The following is a 17,088-nucleotide window of genomic DNA, read 5'->3' on the forward strand; positions in this document are numbered from 1 at the left end:
ACAGTTTACAACTAAAAACTTTGACTGAAAACTGCGACTGAGAACTAGAATTAAAAAATGGAATTAGACGAAAAAAAATATTTATACCTTTTATTCTTGCTGCCAATAGTGGTATGTATTTTCCTTTTCAATGTGTATTGGAAACGAAAAAAACAACGCGAATTTGGTGATTTGGAAATGGTCAAAAAACTGAGCCCAGAAAGTTCCGTTTTTAAGCCTGTTTTAAAATTATCAATTATACTTCTAGCGCTTGCTTGTTTGATTATCGGACTTGTAAATCCGAAGATTGGAACAAAAATGGAAACCGTAAAACGTGAAGGTATTGATATTGTTTTTGCTGTCGATGTTTCTAAAAGTATGCTTGCTGAAGACGTTGCACCAAGCCGTTTAGAGAAAAGCAAACAAATTGTTTCGCAAATCATCAATCAATTAGGAAGCGACAGAATTGGAATTGTCGCCTACGCAGGAAGCGCTTTCCCAGTTTTGCCAATTACTTCTGATTACAGCGTTGCAAAAATGTTCTTGCAAAGCATGAGTCCAGACATGGTTTCATCTCAGGGAACTTCGCTTGATGAAGCAATCCGATTATCAGCAACTTATTTTGATGAAAAAAGCAAAACAAGCAAATTGCTTATCTTGATTTCTGATGGAGAAGATCACTCTGAAGGCGCAACAGCCGCTGCCGAAGAAGCAAACAAAATTGGAATGAAAATCATCACAATTGGTATTGGAACTGAAAAAGGAGGCACTATTCCATTAAAAGAAAATGGCATCGTCAGAAATCATCAAAGAGATCAAAACGGAGAAATTGTCATCACAAAACTGAATCAGGAAGGTTTAAAAACGATTGCAAAAGCAACAAAAGGAGGTTATGTTTACGGTGGCAACACTAAAGAAGTTTTAGATTACATTAAAAATGCCTTGAACAATATTCAGAAAACAGAATTTGAAGCGACACAAATGGCCGAATTTCAATCGCAATTTCAATGGTTTCTTGGTTTTGCTTTTCTATTACTATTCTTAGATATTTTCCTTTTGGAAAGAAAAACAAATTGGATCAAAGAGTTGAATTTATTTAACGAAAAGAAATAATAAAGTTCGCCACTAATTACACGAATTTACACGAAAACAATCACTTTAAATTAATCTGTTTTGTGAAATTCAAAAATATGCAAACGATAAATTAGCGATAATTGGTGAGATTCGTGGCCAACAAAAAAATAAAAATTTAGAATGAAAAATTTACTTCTTTATATTTTACTAACGTTTTCTTTAGCAGTTTCTGCTCAGGAAAAAGACAAAACATTGCCAAACGGGAACGAAGAATATAAACAGAATAAATTTGTTGATGCCGAAGCGAATTATAGAATTTCGCAATCAAAATTTCCAAACAAAGCGACCGCTTCATACAATCTCGGAAATACAATTTACAGACAAAATCAGATTGCAGAAGCCAAATTTGCTTTCGCGAAAGCGATAAAAAACGCCAAAACCCGACCTGAAAAGCATAAAGCTTATCACAATTTAGGGAATGTTTTCATGAAAGAGAAAGATTATACGCAAGCCGTAGAAGCCTACAAACAAGCATTGCGAAATGATCCAACCGATGATGAAACACGATACAATTATGCTTTGGCCAAACAAAAGCTAAAAGAAAATCCTCCTAAAAACGATAACAAAGACAAAAACAAGGACAAGGACAAGGACAAGGATAAGGATAAAAATAAAGACAAGGACAAAGACAAGGATAAAAATAAGGACAAGGACAAAGACAAAAATAAAAAAGACGACAAAGGCGACCCAGACAAGGATAAAAAAGATGGCAAAAACGATCCTAAAAAAGACGACAAGTCTGATAATAATGGACAGCCAAAACCACAACCTGGAGGAATATCTAAAGAACGCGTTCAAAATTTATTAGATGCCGTTAACAATGAAGAGAAAAAAATTCAAGACAAGGTAAACGCGCAAAAAGTAAAAGGAAGTCCGAAAAAAACAGAAAAAGACTGGTAGATTGATTGTTTGTTGTTTTTGGTTTATCGTTATGCTTTTTACAAATTAAGCAAAGCATTTATAGACAAAACAACAACAACAACAAACTAAAAACTATAAACAACAAACAAAAAAACCGATTAAACGAATAAATGAAAAGATTTTTAATTTTATTTCTATTCACTTTTCAAGGACTTTTGGCACAAGTTCAATTTGAAGCCAGAGTCAGCAAAAATACGCTCGGGCTTAATGAGCGAATTCGAATTGACTTCATCATGAATGTTGATGGAGATAACTTTGAACAGCCTAATTTTGATGGATTTAAAGTTGTAGCAGGACCAAGTCAGCAAATAAGCCAATCTTGGATAAACGGACGTAGTTCTTTTCAAAAAATCTATTCTTATATACTGCAACCTACTCAAAAAGGAAATGTTGTCATCAAACAAGCTGCCATTGAATTTAATGGACAGATTTACAAAACATCTCCTATAAAAGTTGTGGTTACAAATGCCGTTGCTCAAGAAAGAGATCCAAGCGACAGGCAACAACAAGGAGGTCAAGGAAGTGAAACATTGAATCTCGTTGCCGAAATTTCAAAAACAAATCCATATTTGAACGAGCCAATTACAGTGGTTTACAAATTGTATTTCAATAATATTGGTGTTACTGGCTTTAAGGAATTAGCAAAACCAAAATATAATGATTTCTGGAATCAGAATATCGACATCAAACAATTGGCAATTGAAGAAGGAAGCTTCCAAGGACAAAGATGCTATTTTGTGATTTTGAAAAAAACGATTCTATATCCTCAAAAATCAGGCAAATTAACCATCGAGCCACTTTCATTAGACATTGGCGTTGAATTGCCTACAGATCGCCGAAATATGTTTGGCCAGATGATCACAACAATGGATAATAAAGTAGTTTCGGCTGGAGCCAAAACCATAAATGTACGACCACTTCCTGAAGCTGGAAAACCAGCAGATTTCAGCGGAGCCGTAGGGAAATTCAACTTTGTGGTTACGCCATCTAAAACAAGTGTAAAAAGTGGTGAAGGTTTAGACTTAATCGTGAGCGCTTCTGGATCTGGAAACATGAAATTATTTACACTGCCTAAACCAGTTGTGCCAAATGCATTAGAAATGTACGATCCTGTTCATGACGAAAAAGTTACGACTTCGCTAACTGGAATGTCTGGAAGAATATCTGACAAGTACACTATAATTCCGCAGTACAAAGGAAAATACATCATTAAACCGATGCAGTTTTCTTATTTCGATTTAGGCACAGGCTCATACAAAACCATCACTTCGCAAGAAATTGCAATTGATGTTTTAGACGGACCAATGCAGGCTGAAGCAAACAGTACTGCAAACGCGGCGAAAAATGTAATTTCTAAAACAGATCAGTTTAAGTATATCAAATCAAAAACGACTTTGGTTTCGATTGCTAAAAATGATTTTTACGGTTCTGACTTGTATTATGCATTATTGTTTGCGCCTTTCATCATTTTGCCAATTATCATTATTGCTAAGAAGAAAAAAGAAGCAATTGACGGCGATGTAGCAGGAAACCGAATCAAGATGAACAATAAGCTGGCTAAGAAATATTTATCTGAAGCTAAAAAACAGCTTAACAACAAAGAAGCATTTTATATTGCACTGGAAAAAGCAATGCACAATTTCCTGAAAGCAAAACTGCATATTGAAACCTCAGAAATGAGCAAAGACAATATTCGCGAATTGCTGTTATCTCGAAATGCAAATCCAGAATCAGTTCAAAACTTTATTCATTTGACTGAAAACTGCGAATTTGCACGATATGCTCCGGCATCAAGCGCTTCTATTCAACAAGATTTTGATAAAGCTGTTTTGATTATTTCAGAATTAGAAAAGCAAATTGTTTAGATTAAAGAAAATAAAATGAAAAATATAGTATATCTCTTTTTATTGATCACACAGGTTTTCTTTGCTCAAAGCTTTGAAAAAGGAAATGCCATGTATCAAAGAGGCAATTATCAAGAAGCTATTCAGGCTTATGAAGCTGTTATAAAAGAAAACAAACAAGAATCGGCTGAATTGTATTTTAATTTGGCAAACAGTTATTATAAGCTGAACAAAGTGGCACCGGCAATTTACAATTATGAAAAAGCTTTAGTTTTAAAACCTCATGATCCTGAAACGCTGAACAATTTAAAATTTGCCAAAAAACTGACTATAGACGAAATCAAAGAAGTGCCAAAAGTAGGTTTCGCAAAATTGATTCAGAATTTTACTGGCATTTTTGATTATAATACTTGGGCCAAAATCTCTGTTGGAATTGCGTTTCTTTTTCTTTTGAGTTTTATCGGGTATTATTTTTCACAAATTACGCTTACGAAGAGAATTTATTTCATCGGAATGTTTGTTCTTTTACTTGTTTTAGGATTAAGCGTTTCAGCAGGAATGTCTGAAAAAAATCATTTTGACAATGACCGTCCGGCAATTGTTTTTGCAGAATTAAGCGAAGTTCGCAGCGAACCACAAAAAGGTGGCGCCGCTATTTTCTTATTACATGAAGGTGCAAAAGTTTATGTAACCGAAGTTTTAGGCCAATGGAAAAAAATCGAATTAACTGACGGAACCGAAGGTTGGATTGATAGTTCGACTATTAAAGAAGTGAAGTAAAAGTTTTAAATTTTCAAAATAAAAAAATCCCGAATTCCAACTTTCAACTTGGCGTTCGGGATTTTTTTATTGATATTTTTTCAAACCGCTTTTTTTTAAAAATCACCAATCATGATATAACAAAAACCGCTTTATAAAAACCATTGAATCTAAATTAACTTATATCATTTATACGGTTAAATATTAAAAAGTATAGATTTTTAAAGGCGTCACACAATAATCCAATTTTATATCCGATTCAAAAACATCCTCAATCTGATTTTCGGCTTTAAAAAAAGAAAGTCCGATTTTTATAGTTTCTGGTCGGCATTCTGATAAGAATTTATCATAAAACCCTTTTCCGTAACCAACCCGATTTCCATTTTCATCAAAAGCCAGAAGCGGTACAAAAACTACATCAATATTTGAACTCTGAACTTGAAGTCCGTTTACAGGTTCTGGAATATTATATTCGTTCTTTTTGATTTTTGTATTATCGGTCAAAAGAAAATGCGTCATTTGGCGGGTTTCAAAATCACTTTTCGAAATCACAATTTCTTTGTCTTTTCCTGAAAGTAGATGTAAAATAAACTCGGTATCTACTTCTTTATGTTCAACTATGGGAAGAAAAACATGAAAATAGGTTTTATCCCAAATTGGAAGCTGAATTAAATTATTGGCTATAGCCAAACTTTTTTCTTCAATTTCCTCTTCAGAAAGTGTTTTACGAAGATTTTTATACTGTAGTCTAAGTTCTTTTTTATTCGTCGCCATCTATTGGGCTATTTTTAGATAAATGATAAATTGCATCGCCCTCGTATACAATAGGAGAATGATTAGCATTGATTACAAATCCATCGTGAGGTGCTTTTACCTTTTGCTCAAATTTTCCAAACGGATCTGTAATAATAGCCAAGATAGTACCTTTAGTAACAAATTTCCCAACTAAATTAAAATCATGCAGCAAACCGGAACATTTCGCTCTTAGCCAGAACGAATATTTTATATAAATAGAAGGCATTGGTGCAGCTTCGACAAGCTGTTTTGAATCGAGCATTTCCAAATAATGCAATAGTCGTTTTACTCCCAGAACACCTTCGTTGGCAATATCATTATTGATGTCCAAAGATTTTCCACCTTCAAAAAGCAGCATTTTTACATTGGCACTTTCAGAAGTTTTTCTAAAAGAGCCACTTATATTTTTAGAATACAAAGTAAAAGGCGCATTAAAAACATCAGCCAAAACTTTCAATTCGGGATTATTCTCGGTGATTCTAATTTGTGGCGCATTGAATCTGCTGGCGCCTCCGGCATGAAAATCAACTGCATAATCCAAAATTGGCAAAATTTCTTCTACAATATGATAGGCAAAACGGCTTGCAAGTGAACCTTTTTTGCTTCCCGGAAAAACTCGGTTTAAATCCCGTCCGTCAGGAAACTCACGTGACTTGTTTACAAAACCGTACATGTTGATAATAGGAATACAAATAATAGTTCCTTTAGCCGGTTTATTTATTTTTTTGCTGATAATTTGCCTTACGATTTCTACTCCGTTTATTTCATCGCCGTGAATTCCGGCTGAAAATAAAACAACTGGACCTTCAATTTTTGAACGGCGTACAATTACCGGAATATTAAGTTTTGTTGTAGTGTGCAATCTTGCGATTTCAACGTTAATTGTTCTGCTTTCTCCCGGCAAAATTGTTTCGTCGAAAATAACTAAGGGCTTATTATTTTTCATGTAGAATTATAAAAGCTAAATATAGAAATTATTCTTTTGATTTCGTAAATTTGATTCTAAATCAGTGTTAAGCTTTTTTCAGAAATTGAAATGATTTTTGAACGCTTTTTCACAATCTTCAGAAACAAAACAGAATGCAAAAACCGTCCTTAGATCTTCAAATTCTTACCTTGCCTGACAATCCGGGCGTTTATCAATATTACGATAAAGACGGGAAGATCTTATACGTTGGGAAAGCCAAAAATTTAAAAAAAAGGGTTTCCTCCTATTTCAATAAAATTCACGATACAGCCAAAACGAATGTTTTGGTCAAAAAAATCGTAACCATAAAACACATCGTAGTTCCAACGGAAACGGATGCGCTTTTGTTAGAAAACAATCTAATCAAAACGCTGCAGCCACGTTATAATGTATTGTTGCGTGATGACAAAAGTTATCCTTGGATTTGCATTAAAAAAGAACCTTTTTCGAGAATATTTTCAACACGAAGAATGGTCAAAGACGGATCTGAATATTTTGGCCCTTATACAAATTTCAAAACGGTTCACACGATTTTGGAATTAATCAAAGAATTGTATCCGTTGCGAACTTGCAATTACGATTTAAGCAAATCCAATATTGATTCTGGCAAATTCAAAGTGTGCTTGGAATATCATATTGGCAATTGCAAAGGTCCGTGCGAAGGTTTGGAACCGTTGGAAGAATATCAAAGACAAGTGAATGCGATTCGCGAAATTTTGAAAGGAAATTTCAAAGAAAGCTTAAAGGATTTCAAAAAGATAATGAATAATTATGCGCAGAATCTGCAATTTGAAGAGGCGCAAAAAATCAAAGAAAAGATTGAAGTTTTGGAAAATTACCAATCCAAATCTACGATCATCAATCCGAAAATTACCAATGTTGATGTTTTTTCAATTGTTTCTGACGAAAGCGCCGCTTATGTAAACTTTCTGCAAATTTCCCACGGCTCAATTATTCGTTCGCATACTTTGGAAATGAAGAAAAAGCTGGACGAAAGTGATGAAGAATTATTGGAACTTGCCATTATTGAACTTCGTGAACGTTTTGAATTATTATCAAAAGAAATCATCGTTCCGTTTGAAATTGATTTGGGCGAAAACATCAAAACAACAGTGCCACAACTTGGAGACAAAAAACAGATTCTGGATTTATCAATCAGGAATGCAAAATTCTACCGAATCGAACAATTAAAACAATTGCAAATTGTAGATCCGGACAGACATACAAACCGAATCATGGCGCAAATGCAAAAAGACTTACGTTTGCCTGTTGAACCGCGTCACATTGAATGTTTTGATAACTCGAATATTCAAGGAACAAATCCCGTGGCAGCCTGTGTGGTTTTTAAAGACGGAAAACCAAGCAAAAAAGATTATCGCCATTTTAATGTAAAAACCGTTGAAGGTCCTGATGATTTTGCTTCGATGACCGAAATCGTGGGCCGACGCTATAAAAGATTGTTAGAAGAAAATGAACCTTTGCCACAATTAATCATTATTGACGGTGGAAAAGGACAACTTTCAGCCGCATTAAAAAGCATAGACGAATTGGGTTTACGCGGAAAAATTGCCATTATCGGGATTGCAAAACGCCTTGAAGAACTATTTTATCCAGGCGATTCGATTCCGTTATATTTAGACAAAAAGTCCGAAACTTTAAAAGTGATTCAGCAATTGCGTAACGAAGCACACCGATTCGGAATCACATTTCACCGCGATAAACGAAGCAAAGCCGCACTAAATTCATCTGTTGAAAGCATTCCTGGAATTGGAGAAAAAACAATGCTGACTTTGATACAGCATTTTAAAAGTGTTAAAAGATTGAAATTAGCAACAGAAAAAGAAATTTCGGATGTTATTGGGGTTTCAAAAGCCAAAAAAATTGTCGACTTTTACAAAACCAACTAGCTGTTTTTTATGTACTTTAAAAAAGTGTTCATGCCAAATATTCGGTCAAAAGGATTTCCTTCCAAATTTATCTGGAACGCAGTGGTCGTATTTTTTGCGCTAATTCTTCTGCCTGAAAAATCATTTTCTCAAGACATAAAACAAGACAGCATAAAAAGACCCAAAATTGGCTTGGTTTTGAGTGGCGGTGGCGCTAAAGGGTTTGCCCATATTGGGGTTTTGAAAGTTCTGGAAGAAGCAGGAATCAAAATCGATTATATTGGAGGAACTAGTATGGGAGCGGTAATTGGCGGACTTTATGCTACTGGTTACAACGCTACGCAAATTGATTCCATTTTCAAAAAAACCAATTTTGATGAATTGATAAACGATTATATTCCGCGTTCATCTAAAAACTTTTACGGCAAAAAAAACGACGAATTATATGCTATTACTTTGCCTTTTAGCAATTTCAGAATAGGAATTCCAGAAGCACTTTCAAAAGGAACATACAATTACAATCTTTTGAGCAGTTTGACCAGAAATGTTCGTCATGTTCGAGATTTCAATAATTTGCCAACTCCGTTTTTATGTATTGCAACAAATATTGAAACTGGCGAAGAAGTATTGCTCAATAAAGGAAATTTGGTACAGGCAATGATGGCCAGCGCCGCATTTCCATCGTTATTCACACCTGTCGAAATTGATGGAAAACTTCTAGTCGATGGTGGCGTGGTAAACAATTACCCAATTCAGGAAGTGCGCAATCTTGGTGCCGACCTTATAATAGGAGTCGATGTGCAAGATGATTTGCAAAACAGAAAAGGCCTAAAAAATGCTACCAGAATTTTGGTTCAGATCACGAATCTGCAATCGATCGAGAAAATGAAAAGCAAAAGAAAAGAAACAGATATTTATATCAAACCCGATATTCGCGATTTTGGTGTAATTTCATTCGACCGAGGCGAAGAAATTATCCGAAAAGGCGAAGAAGCAACTTTTGCAGTTTATGAAAAAATCAAAACATTAGTAACCGAAGAAACTTTTTATAAAAAACCAAAACTAAAAGTCGACAATGATACTTTAGAAATACAAAAAATCAATGTCGATAAATTAGACAATTATACCAAAGAATATATTAACGGAAAACTCCGTTTTAAACCGGAAAGCACAATTACCTATGATGATTTAAAAACGGGAATGAATAATTTGGACGCGACCCAAAACTTTAGTACAATTTCATATTGTTTACAAGCAGGAGATGAAAACAAAGATAATTTAGATTTAGTACTGAAAGAAAACCCAACGCAGACTTACTTGAAACTCGGACTTCATTACGATGGACTTTATAAAAGTGCTATTTTATTAAATTTAACGCACAAAAAAACCTTCATGAAAAATGACGTTACCTCCTTGGATATTATTTTAGGAGATAATTTCAGATACGATTTTAATTATTACATAGAAAACGGATTCAACATCAGTTTTGGTTTTCGTTCAAGACTAAATCAATTTAATCGAAATGTAACTACAAGCATAAGCAGGCTCGAACAATCCAATCCCGATGTCAATCTTATCAATGTTGATTTTTTTGATCTTACCAATCAGGCTTATTTTCAAACCATATTTGTCCAAAAATTCCTCATGGGTGGCGGTTTAGAATATAAATATTTGAAAATCGATACACCAACACTTGCAAACGAAGGAAATATAATTGACAAAAGTAATTACTTCAGTGTTTTTGGGTATTTGAAATACGATTCATTAGACAAGAAAACCTTTCCGCGTTCAGGATTGTATTTCTCTGGTGATGTGCAAACTTATTTAGCATCATCTGATTATACGAATGCTTTCAAACCGTTTTCGATGGCTAAAGCCGAAATTGCTTTTGCCAAAACATTCTTCAAACGCGCAACTTTTAAAATTGGCGCCGATGCCGGATTTAATATAGGAAGTGATAGCGTACCTTTTTTCGATTATATCTTGGGAGGTTATGGCTATAATAAAATCAACAATTTCAATTATTTCTACGGTTATGACTTTCTAAGCATTTCGGGAAACAGTTACATCAAAACTGATATCACGTTAGATTATGAAATTTTCAAGAAAAATCATGTGAACTTTTCTGCCAACTTTGCTAATCTTGGCGATGATATTTTCGCAACAGTAGATTGGATTTCAATGCCAAAATATACAGGTTATGCTTTAGGTTACGGATTAGAAACTATCATTGGACCAATTGAAGTCAAACAATCGTGGTCGCCAGAAATGTCGAAAAGCTTTACTTGGTTTAGCATCGGATTTTTATTCTAACGCTTAAACAAAGAATTATTCAATAAAATCGCGCTATTTTTTTGCTATCAAAAATTTATATCGAAAAAAAATAAAATAATTAGTGTTATAATTAATATAATTTATAATTTTACTCGGCAAAAATTACGACATTTGTTATAATGAAAACAAAATGGACAGGTTTATTAGAGTATCTTCAATTCCTCATCAAGAGAAATCCTGAGTGAAGCTATCGAATTGAGATAATTAGTCAATACTAAAATTGAGCTAATTGTCTGTTCACGCAATTCAAATTTTCGAATTATCTAATTCATAAATTATCTAATTGAAAAGCCATGCCATTATATCATAAACTTGGAGATTTTCCGCAAAAAAGACACACCCAATTTGAAAAACCAAACGGAGGGTTTTATTACGAGCAATTGTTTGGAACCGAAGGTTTTCACGGACATTCGTCATTGTCATATCACGTACACAGACCTACGCAGGTTAAAGAAATTTTAAATTCTTATTCGGTTGAGCCAAAAATTGCAATCGGAAAAAATATAAAATCACTTCTTTTTAAAGGTTTTGAACTAAAACCAGAAAACGACTTTCTAGACAGCCGAAAAGCAATGTTAGTTAATAAAGACTGCATTATTGGTTTGGCTGCGCCGAAAGAATCGCTTCGAAATTATTTCTACAAAAATGCCGATGCCGATGAAATGCTTTTCATCCACAGAGGAAAAGGAAAATTAAGAACCATGTTAGGAAATATTCCGTTTGAATATGGCGATTATTTGATTATTCCACGCGGTATTATCTATCAAATTGATTTTGAAACGGAAGATAACAGACTATTTTATGTCGAATCGTATTCTCCATTTTATACTCCAAAACGTTATAAAAACCAATCAGGTCAGCATTTAGAACATTCTCCGTTTTGTGAGCGTGATTTTATTTTGCCAAATGAATTGGAAACACACGATGAAAAAGGTGATTTTTTAATTAAAATCAAAAAAGAAGGCATGATTCACGAAGTGGTTTATGCTACACATCCTTTTGACGTTGTGGGTTGGGACGGATATAATTTCCCATACGGGTTTTCAATTCACAATTTCGAACCTATTACGGGACGCGTTCATCAACCGCCACCGGTACATCAAACTTTTGAAACGGCAACTTTTGTCGTTTGTTCTTTCTGCCCAAGACTTTACGATTATCATCCGAAAGCCATTCCGGCGCCGTACAATCACAGCAATATAGATTCTGACGAAGTACTATATTATGTTGATGGCGATTTTATGAGCCGTAATAATATTGAGCAAGGTCATATCACTTTACACCCTAAAGGAATTCCGCACGGACCAGCGCCAGGCGCAATGGAACGCAGTATTGGTCATAAAGAAACTCAGGAATTAGCCGTAATGGTGGATACTTTCAGACCATTAATGGTTACGGAAGAAGCTATGGGTCTGGATGATGGACAATATTATAAATCCTGGACGGAGTAATAATTAGAAAATGTGGCAATTAGATAATTAGAAAATGCTTTTGAAACCACATAAATTAGAAAATTCAAATAATTAATTTGTAATTTTAAACCTACAAATTAAATTATCTCATTTTCAAATTTTCTAATTATGACATTTTAAAATGACCTTCAACGAAAAATACAAAGACAACGCTCTTTTAATTAAAACTTTCAATTTCGCATTAAATATAATTGACTACACAACCGAACTTCAAGATCAAAAGAAGTTCGTAATTGCAAATCAACTATTAAAAAGCGGAACATCAATTGGAGCAAATTCAAAAGAGTCGCAAAACGCAGAAAGTAAAGCAGATTTTATTCATAAATTAAAAATTGCAATTAAAGAGGCAGATGAAACAGAATATTGGTTGTTTTTATGTGATGCTCATAGAGAATATCCAAATTGCAAGCGTCTAATAAATGATCTTTCAGAAATTTTAAAAATTTTAAACAAAATAATATCAACATCTAAGAGAAATTAGAAAATTAGAAAATGTGTCAATTAGAAAATTATTTTTAATTATCTGCATTTAAAATTATCTCATTTTCTCATTATCAAATTATCTAATTATGAGCAAAGAAGTAAAATCAGTAGAATACGGATTAGAGAAAATATTCGAAGGAGCACAAGATTTCCTTCCATTATTAGGAACAGATTATGTAGAATTCTATGTCGGAAATGCAAAACAATCTGCACATTATTATAAAACCGCTTTCGGATATCAATCTTTGGCTTATGCCGGATTAGAAACTGGAGTTAAAGACAGAGCATCGTATGTTTTGAAGCAAGACAAAATCAGAATTGTCTTGACAACGCCATTAACAGCAGATTCGCCAATCAATGAACATTTGAAAAAACATGGCGACGGTGTAAAAGTTGCCGCACTTTGGGTTGAAGATGCTACCAAATCGTATGAAGAAACTATGAAACGTGGTGCACGTTCTTTCATGGAACCAACTGTTGAGGAAGATGAATTCGGTCAAGTTGTTCGTTCAGGAATTTATACTTATGGAGAAACCGTTCACATTTTTGTAGAAAGAAAAAACTACAACGGAGTTTTCCTTCCAGGTTACAAAGAATGGAAATCAGACTACAACCCAGAACCAACCGGATTAAAATACATCGATCACATGGTTGGAAATGTGGGTTGGAACGAAATGAATACTTGGGTAAAATTCTACGAAGACGTTATGGGATTCGTGAATTTCCTATCATTTGATGACAAACAAATTACTACAGAATATTCTGCATTGATGAGTAAAGTAATGTCAAACGGAAACGGAAGAATCAAATTTCCAATCAATGAGCCAGCTGAAGGAAAGAAAAAATCTCAAATCGAAGAATATTTAGATTTTTACGGCGGTCCTGGAATTCAACATATTGCCATTGCGACAGATGACATTATCAAAACCGTATCGCAACTAAGAGCTCGTGGTGTTGAATTTTTATCATCTCCTCCTCATACTTATTATGAAGCAATTCCTGAAAGATTAGGCGTTCATATGGAAATGATGAAAGAAGACATTAACGAAATTGAAAAATTGGCCATCATGGTCGATGCTGATGAAGATGGTTACCTTTTACAAATATTTACGAAGCCAGTTCAAGACAGGCCGACACTTTTCTTCGAAATTATTCAAAGAATGGGTGCAAAAGGATTCGGTGCAGGGAATTTTAAAGCCCTTTTTGAGTCTATCGAAAGAGAGCAGGAATTGAGAGGAACACTATAAAAACGCTGAATTTTTACATTATGCAGAAAAATTCTCTGTAAAACGTTGATTTTTATGCAAATGTTATGTTAAACTTGCCTTTTGCTATTTCTTTTTTGAACTTTCTATCTATCTTTGCACTCGCAAAACAAAAGGGGTGGTTTCCTTTTGGATTGATATAAATTTCATAATTTATAGTTTTTTGGTTAGTTAATAGCATAAAAACTCAGTCATTCCTTGACTGAGTTTTTTTGTTTTGGTACATTTGGAATAGAATTTGCAATTATCCTCATAAATATTTGTAAAACAGTACTATGAAAAAATTCATCCTCGCTATATTCATCCTCACAGCCTTTAGTTTTGATTCACAAAAAGAAGATGCGTTCGATACTGGAGAGTTCTTTAAATTCAGAATTCATTACGGAATCATAAACGCAGGATATGCCACACTCGAGATAAAAGATGCAACAATAAACAATAAAAAAGTATTTCATGCCGTGGGTAAAGGTTATACAACCGGCATGTCTAAATTTTTCTTTAAGGTTGAAGATTTATACGAAAGCTATTTTGACAGAGAAACCGGAAGCCCATATCGTTATGTGAGAAAAATTGATGAAGGCGGTTACACCAAAAATCAGGAAGGTTTTTTTAACCAATCAGAAAACAGAGTTTTAGTGAAAGATTACAAACGAAAATCTGAAAAAACCATTATAACTACTGATAATGTGCAAGATATTGTTTCATCATTTTACTACTTAAGAAATCATCCAAATATTGATAAATTAAAATCAGGAGAAGCCATTACAATTGACATGTTTTTTGACGATGAAATCACAAAATTTAAGTTAAAATATATAGGCCGTCAAGATATTACGACTAAATTTGGCACCGTTTCTACAATGGTTTTTAGACCATCAGTACAGAAAGGAAGAGTTTTTAAAGAAGAAGAAAGTTTAACGCTCTGGATTACAGACGACAACAACAAAGTTCCTATTAGAATTAAAGCAGATCTTGCCGTAGGATCACTCAAAGCAGATCTTGATGAATATAAAGGATTAAAAAATCCATTTAAAGCAAAAAAATAATGAACCTTACTGATCATTCAGAATCAATTTTAAACGAAATTGATCAAAAATTCCAAGCTATAAATCAAAAAACTGAAGTTCAGTTAGAAGGATTACTTTGGTCTAAACCAATTACATACTGGGATTACATTCAAACTGACGCACTTTTAAACCTACAAATACAACGCACCACGCTTCCTGACGAAATGGTTTTTATCATGTATCATCAGGTAAACGAATTAATCTTTAAAATGATCTTATGGGAAATTGACCAGATTGCAGAAACAGAAAACATTCAAGTTGACTTTTTCAGCGAAAGATTATCAAGAATTACACGTTATTTTGACATGTTGACCAACTCCTTCAGCATAATGGAAAAGGGAATGGAGGTTGATCAGTACATGAAATTCAGAAACACGCTTACTCCCGCAAGCGGTTTCCAAAGTGCCCAATACAGAATGATCGAATTTGCTTCGACTGATGTGATCAATTTGACCGACAGAAGATACAAAGCAAATTTTGATGAAAACACCGATTTAGAAACCAGTTTTGAGCATTTGTATTGGCAAGCTGCTGGAAAAGATTATCAAACTGGAGAAAAATCATACTTGTTGAATGAGTTTGAGAAAAAATACAAAGAGCAGTTTTTAAGACAAATGTCATCGTTTAAGACCAAAAATCTTTGGCAAAAATTCATACAGTTGCCTATTGCGGACCAACAAAATACAGAATTAGTTAATGCAATGCGTCATTATGACAAAACCGTGAACATTACTTGGGTAATGCAACACCTTAATACCGCAAGAAAATACATTCTAGAAAGTGGAAAAGGCAATGGTGAAGCGACCGGAGGAAGTGACTGGCAAAAATATATGCATCCAAAATACCAAAGACGCATCTTTTTTCCTAAATTGTGGACCGAAGAAGAATTGTCCAATTGGGGAAATGAAACTGATGTCTAATTTCACCACAAAAAATTTATAAAGTTTGAAAAAAGCAGTCGTAATTTTAATTGTCTTGTTTTCTATTTTTTCATGTAAAAAAGAAGAAGAAAAAGTAGAAGCAAAAATTACTAAACCAACAACCAAAAAAATAGAATTCGGTTTTAATTACGCAGACTTTAATGTTGTTAATGACACTATTTCAAAAGGAGATTCTTTTGGCTCAATTATGCAAAGCCAAAACATTGGAGACAAAAAAGTAAATGAGATTGTTGAACAGGTAAAAGATTCTTTCAATGTCAGAAGCATTCGTTACGGCAAACCTTTTACATTGCTTCGCGCAAAAAACAAAATCAACAATCTCGAGGTTTTCATTTATCAGCCTGACGCGCTGACCTATTATGTTGTCGATTTGAGAGACAGCATTGCAAAAGCATATAAAAAAATAAAACCTGTAACTTTAAAAAGAAAAATTATTGGTGGCGTTTTAAAAAGCTCTCTATCTGAAACTTTAGGAAATGAAAGTGTCGAAACAGCTTTGGCAAGCCGAATCACAAAAGTATTTTCTTGGTCAATTGACTTCTTCAAACTTAAAAAAGGCGATCGCTACGGATTAATTTTCACAGAAAGATTTATCAACGGAAAAACATATGATGGCGTCGAGGAACTTGAAGCTGCATTTTTTGAATATAAAGGAAAAATCGTTTATGCTTTTCCTTTTGAAAAAGACACACTTTCAGGAAAAATCGAATATTACGATGATCAAGGAAGAACACTTAAAAATTTCTTCTTAAAAACGCCAATCAAATTCAGCAGAATCACTTCTCGTTTCACCATGAACCGTTTTCACCCGGTGCAACATACCTGGAAAGCGCACAAAGGAACTGACTATGCGGCGCCAACCGGAACTCCAATTTCTACAACCGCATCAGGTGTTGTTGAAGCCACAGGATATACTGCAGGAAACGGAAACTTTGTAAAAGTAAAACACAACGGAACCTACTCTACTCAATATTTGCACATGTCTAAAATCTTGGTTCGCCGCGGGCAACGCGTTACGCAAGGACAAACTATCGGACTGGTTGGAAGTACAGGTTTAGCTTCTGGACCTCACGTTTGTTATCGTTTCTGGAAAAACGGCGTTCAGGTTGATGCACTTCGATTGAATCTTCCAACTGGAGAATCTTTAACTGGGAATGATAGAACTCGTTTTATGACACAGATTGAGCCTCTGAAAAGAGAATTGGACAGCATTGGGAATTTGTAAAAATTCAAAAAAACAC

At 34.1% G+C, this 17,088-nt stretch carries 14 protein-coding genes; 12 read left to right on the top strand and 2 right to left on the bottom strand.

The genetic code is table 11. The features are described 5' to 3' along the window. Nucleotides 1–57 precede the first annotated feature (57 nt). The 4 genes from SCB73_RS05565 to SCB73_RS05580 all read left to right on the top strand — a co-directional run bounded on the left by SCB73_RS05565 (nt 58) and on the right by SCB73_RS05580 (nt 4,658). Nucleotides 58–1,092: a vWA domain-containing protein gene (locus SCB73_RS05565; protein WP_320569102.1), complete on the top strand. Its 1,035-nt coding sequence runs from the start codon at nt 58–60 to the stop codon at nt 1,090–1,092. Between the two features lie 141 nt (nt 1,093–1,233). Next, the gene (locus SCB73_RS05570; protein WP_320569103.1) at nt 1,234–2,013 is read left to right on the top strand and encodes a tetratricopeptide repeat protein; all 780 of its coding nucleotides are present in this window, start codon (nt 1,234–1,236) and stop codon (nt 2,011–2,013) included. 131 nt (nt 2,014–2,144) lie between these two features. Beyond that, a complete protein-coding gene (locus SCB73_RS05575) occupies nt 2,145–3,899 on the top strand; it encodes a BatD family protein (RefSeq protein ID WP_320569104.1) in 1,755 nt (584 codons plus the stop codon). Between the two features lie 15 nt (nt 3,900–3,914). Beyond that, entirely contained in the window at nt 3,915–4,658 is a 744-nt protein-coding gene (locus tag SCB73_RS05580) for a tetratricopeptide repeat protein (protein ID WP_320569105.1), read from the top strand. 183 nt (nt 4,659–4,841) lie between these two features. On the opposite strand, the gene SCB73_RS05585 is transcribed toward SCB73_RS05580, so the two are convergent. Together SCB73_RS05585 and SCB73_RS05590 are read right to left on the bottom strand one after the other, a co-directional pair. Next, a complete protein-coding gene (locus SCB73_RS05585; protein ID WP_320569106.1) occupies nt 4,842–5,411 on the bottom strand; it encodes a 5-formyltetrahydrofolate cyclo-ligase in 570 nt (189 codons plus the stop codon). Then, nucleotides 5,398–6,378 carry a succinylglutamate desuccinylase/aspartoacylase family protein gene (locus SCB73_RS05590; protein WP_320569107.1) on the bottom strand — a complete coding sequence of 327 codons (981 nt, stop codon included), beginning with the start codon at nt 6,376–6,378 and terminating at the stop codon, nt 5,398–5,400. Before SCB73_RS05590 ends, SCB73_RS05585 begins: the two co-directional genes overlap by 14 nt. A 134-nt stretch (nt 6,379–6,512) precedes the next feature. On the opposite strand from SCB73_RS05590, the gene uvrC reads away from it, so the two are divergent. The 8 genes from uvrC (at nt 6,513) to SCB73_RS05630 (ending at nt 17,072) form a co-directional block, all read left to right on the top strand. After that, complete coding sequence (uvrC, locus tag SCB73_RS05595) at nt 6,513–8,306, top strand: excinuclease ABC subunit UvrC (RefSeq protein WP_320569108.1); 1,794 nt, start codon at nt 6,513–6,515, stop codon at nt 8,304–8,306. A 30-nt stretch (nt 8,307–8,336) separates the two neighbouring features. After that, on the top strand, nt 8,337–10,598 hold the full coding sequence (locus tag SCB73_RS05600; RefSeq protein WP_320569109.1) for a patatin-like phospholipase family protein: 2,262 nt from the start codon (nt 8,337–8,339) through the stop codon (nt 10,596–10,598). A gap of 314 nt (nt 10,599–10,912) precedes the next feature. Further along, nucleotides 10,913–12,070, top strand: coding sequence for a homogentisate 1,2-dioxygenase (locus SCB73_RS05605; protein ID WP_308068048.1), 1,158 nt, complete (start codon nt 10,913–10,915; stop codon nt 12,068–12,070). Between the two features lie 142 nt (nt 12,071–12,212). Next, nucleotides 12,213–12,572 (top strand): four helix bundle protein, encoded by a 360-nt coding sequence (locus SCB73_RS05610; protein ID WP_320569110.1) that lies wholly within the window; start codon nt 12,213–12,215, stop codon nt 12,570–12,572. Nucleotides 12,573–12,660: 88 nt separating this feature from the next. Further along, nucleotides 12,661–13,821 (top strand): 4-hydroxyphenylpyruvate dioxygenase, encoded by a 1,161-nt coding sequence (gene hppD, locus SCB73_RS05615; protein ID WP_320569111.1) that lies wholly within the window; start codon nt 12,661–12,663, stop codon nt 13,819–13,821. Nucleotides 13,822–14,114: 293 nt separating this feature from the next. Continuing rightward, nucleotides 14,115–14,885, top strand: coding sequence for a DUF3108 domain-containing protein (locus SCB73_RS05620; protein ID WP_320569112.1), 771 nt, complete (start codon nt 14,115–14,117; stop codon nt 14,883–14,885). Then, complete coding sequence (locus tag SCB73_RS05625; protein WP_320569113.1) at nt 14,885–15,826, top strand: tryptophan 2,3-dioxygenase family protein; 942 nt, start codon at nt 14,885–14,887, stop codon at nt 15,824–15,826. Before SCB73_RS05620 ends, SCB73_RS05625 begins: the two co-directional genes overlap by 1 nt. Nucleotides 15,827–15,851: 25 nt before the next feature. Continuing rightward, a complete protein-coding gene (locus SCB73_RS05630) occupies nt 15,852–17,072 on the top strand; it encodes a peptidoglycan DD-metalloendopeptidase family protein (RefSeq protein ID WP_320569114.1) in 1,221 nt (406 codons plus the stop codon). Nucleotides 17,073–17,088: the final 16 nt, after the last annotated feature.

Origin of the sequence: Flavobacterium sp. KACC 22761 (genome assembly GCF_034058155.1) — a bacterium.
Classification (GTDB): Bacteria; Bacteroidota; Bacteroidia; order Flavobacteriales; family Flavobacteriaceae; genus Flavobacterium.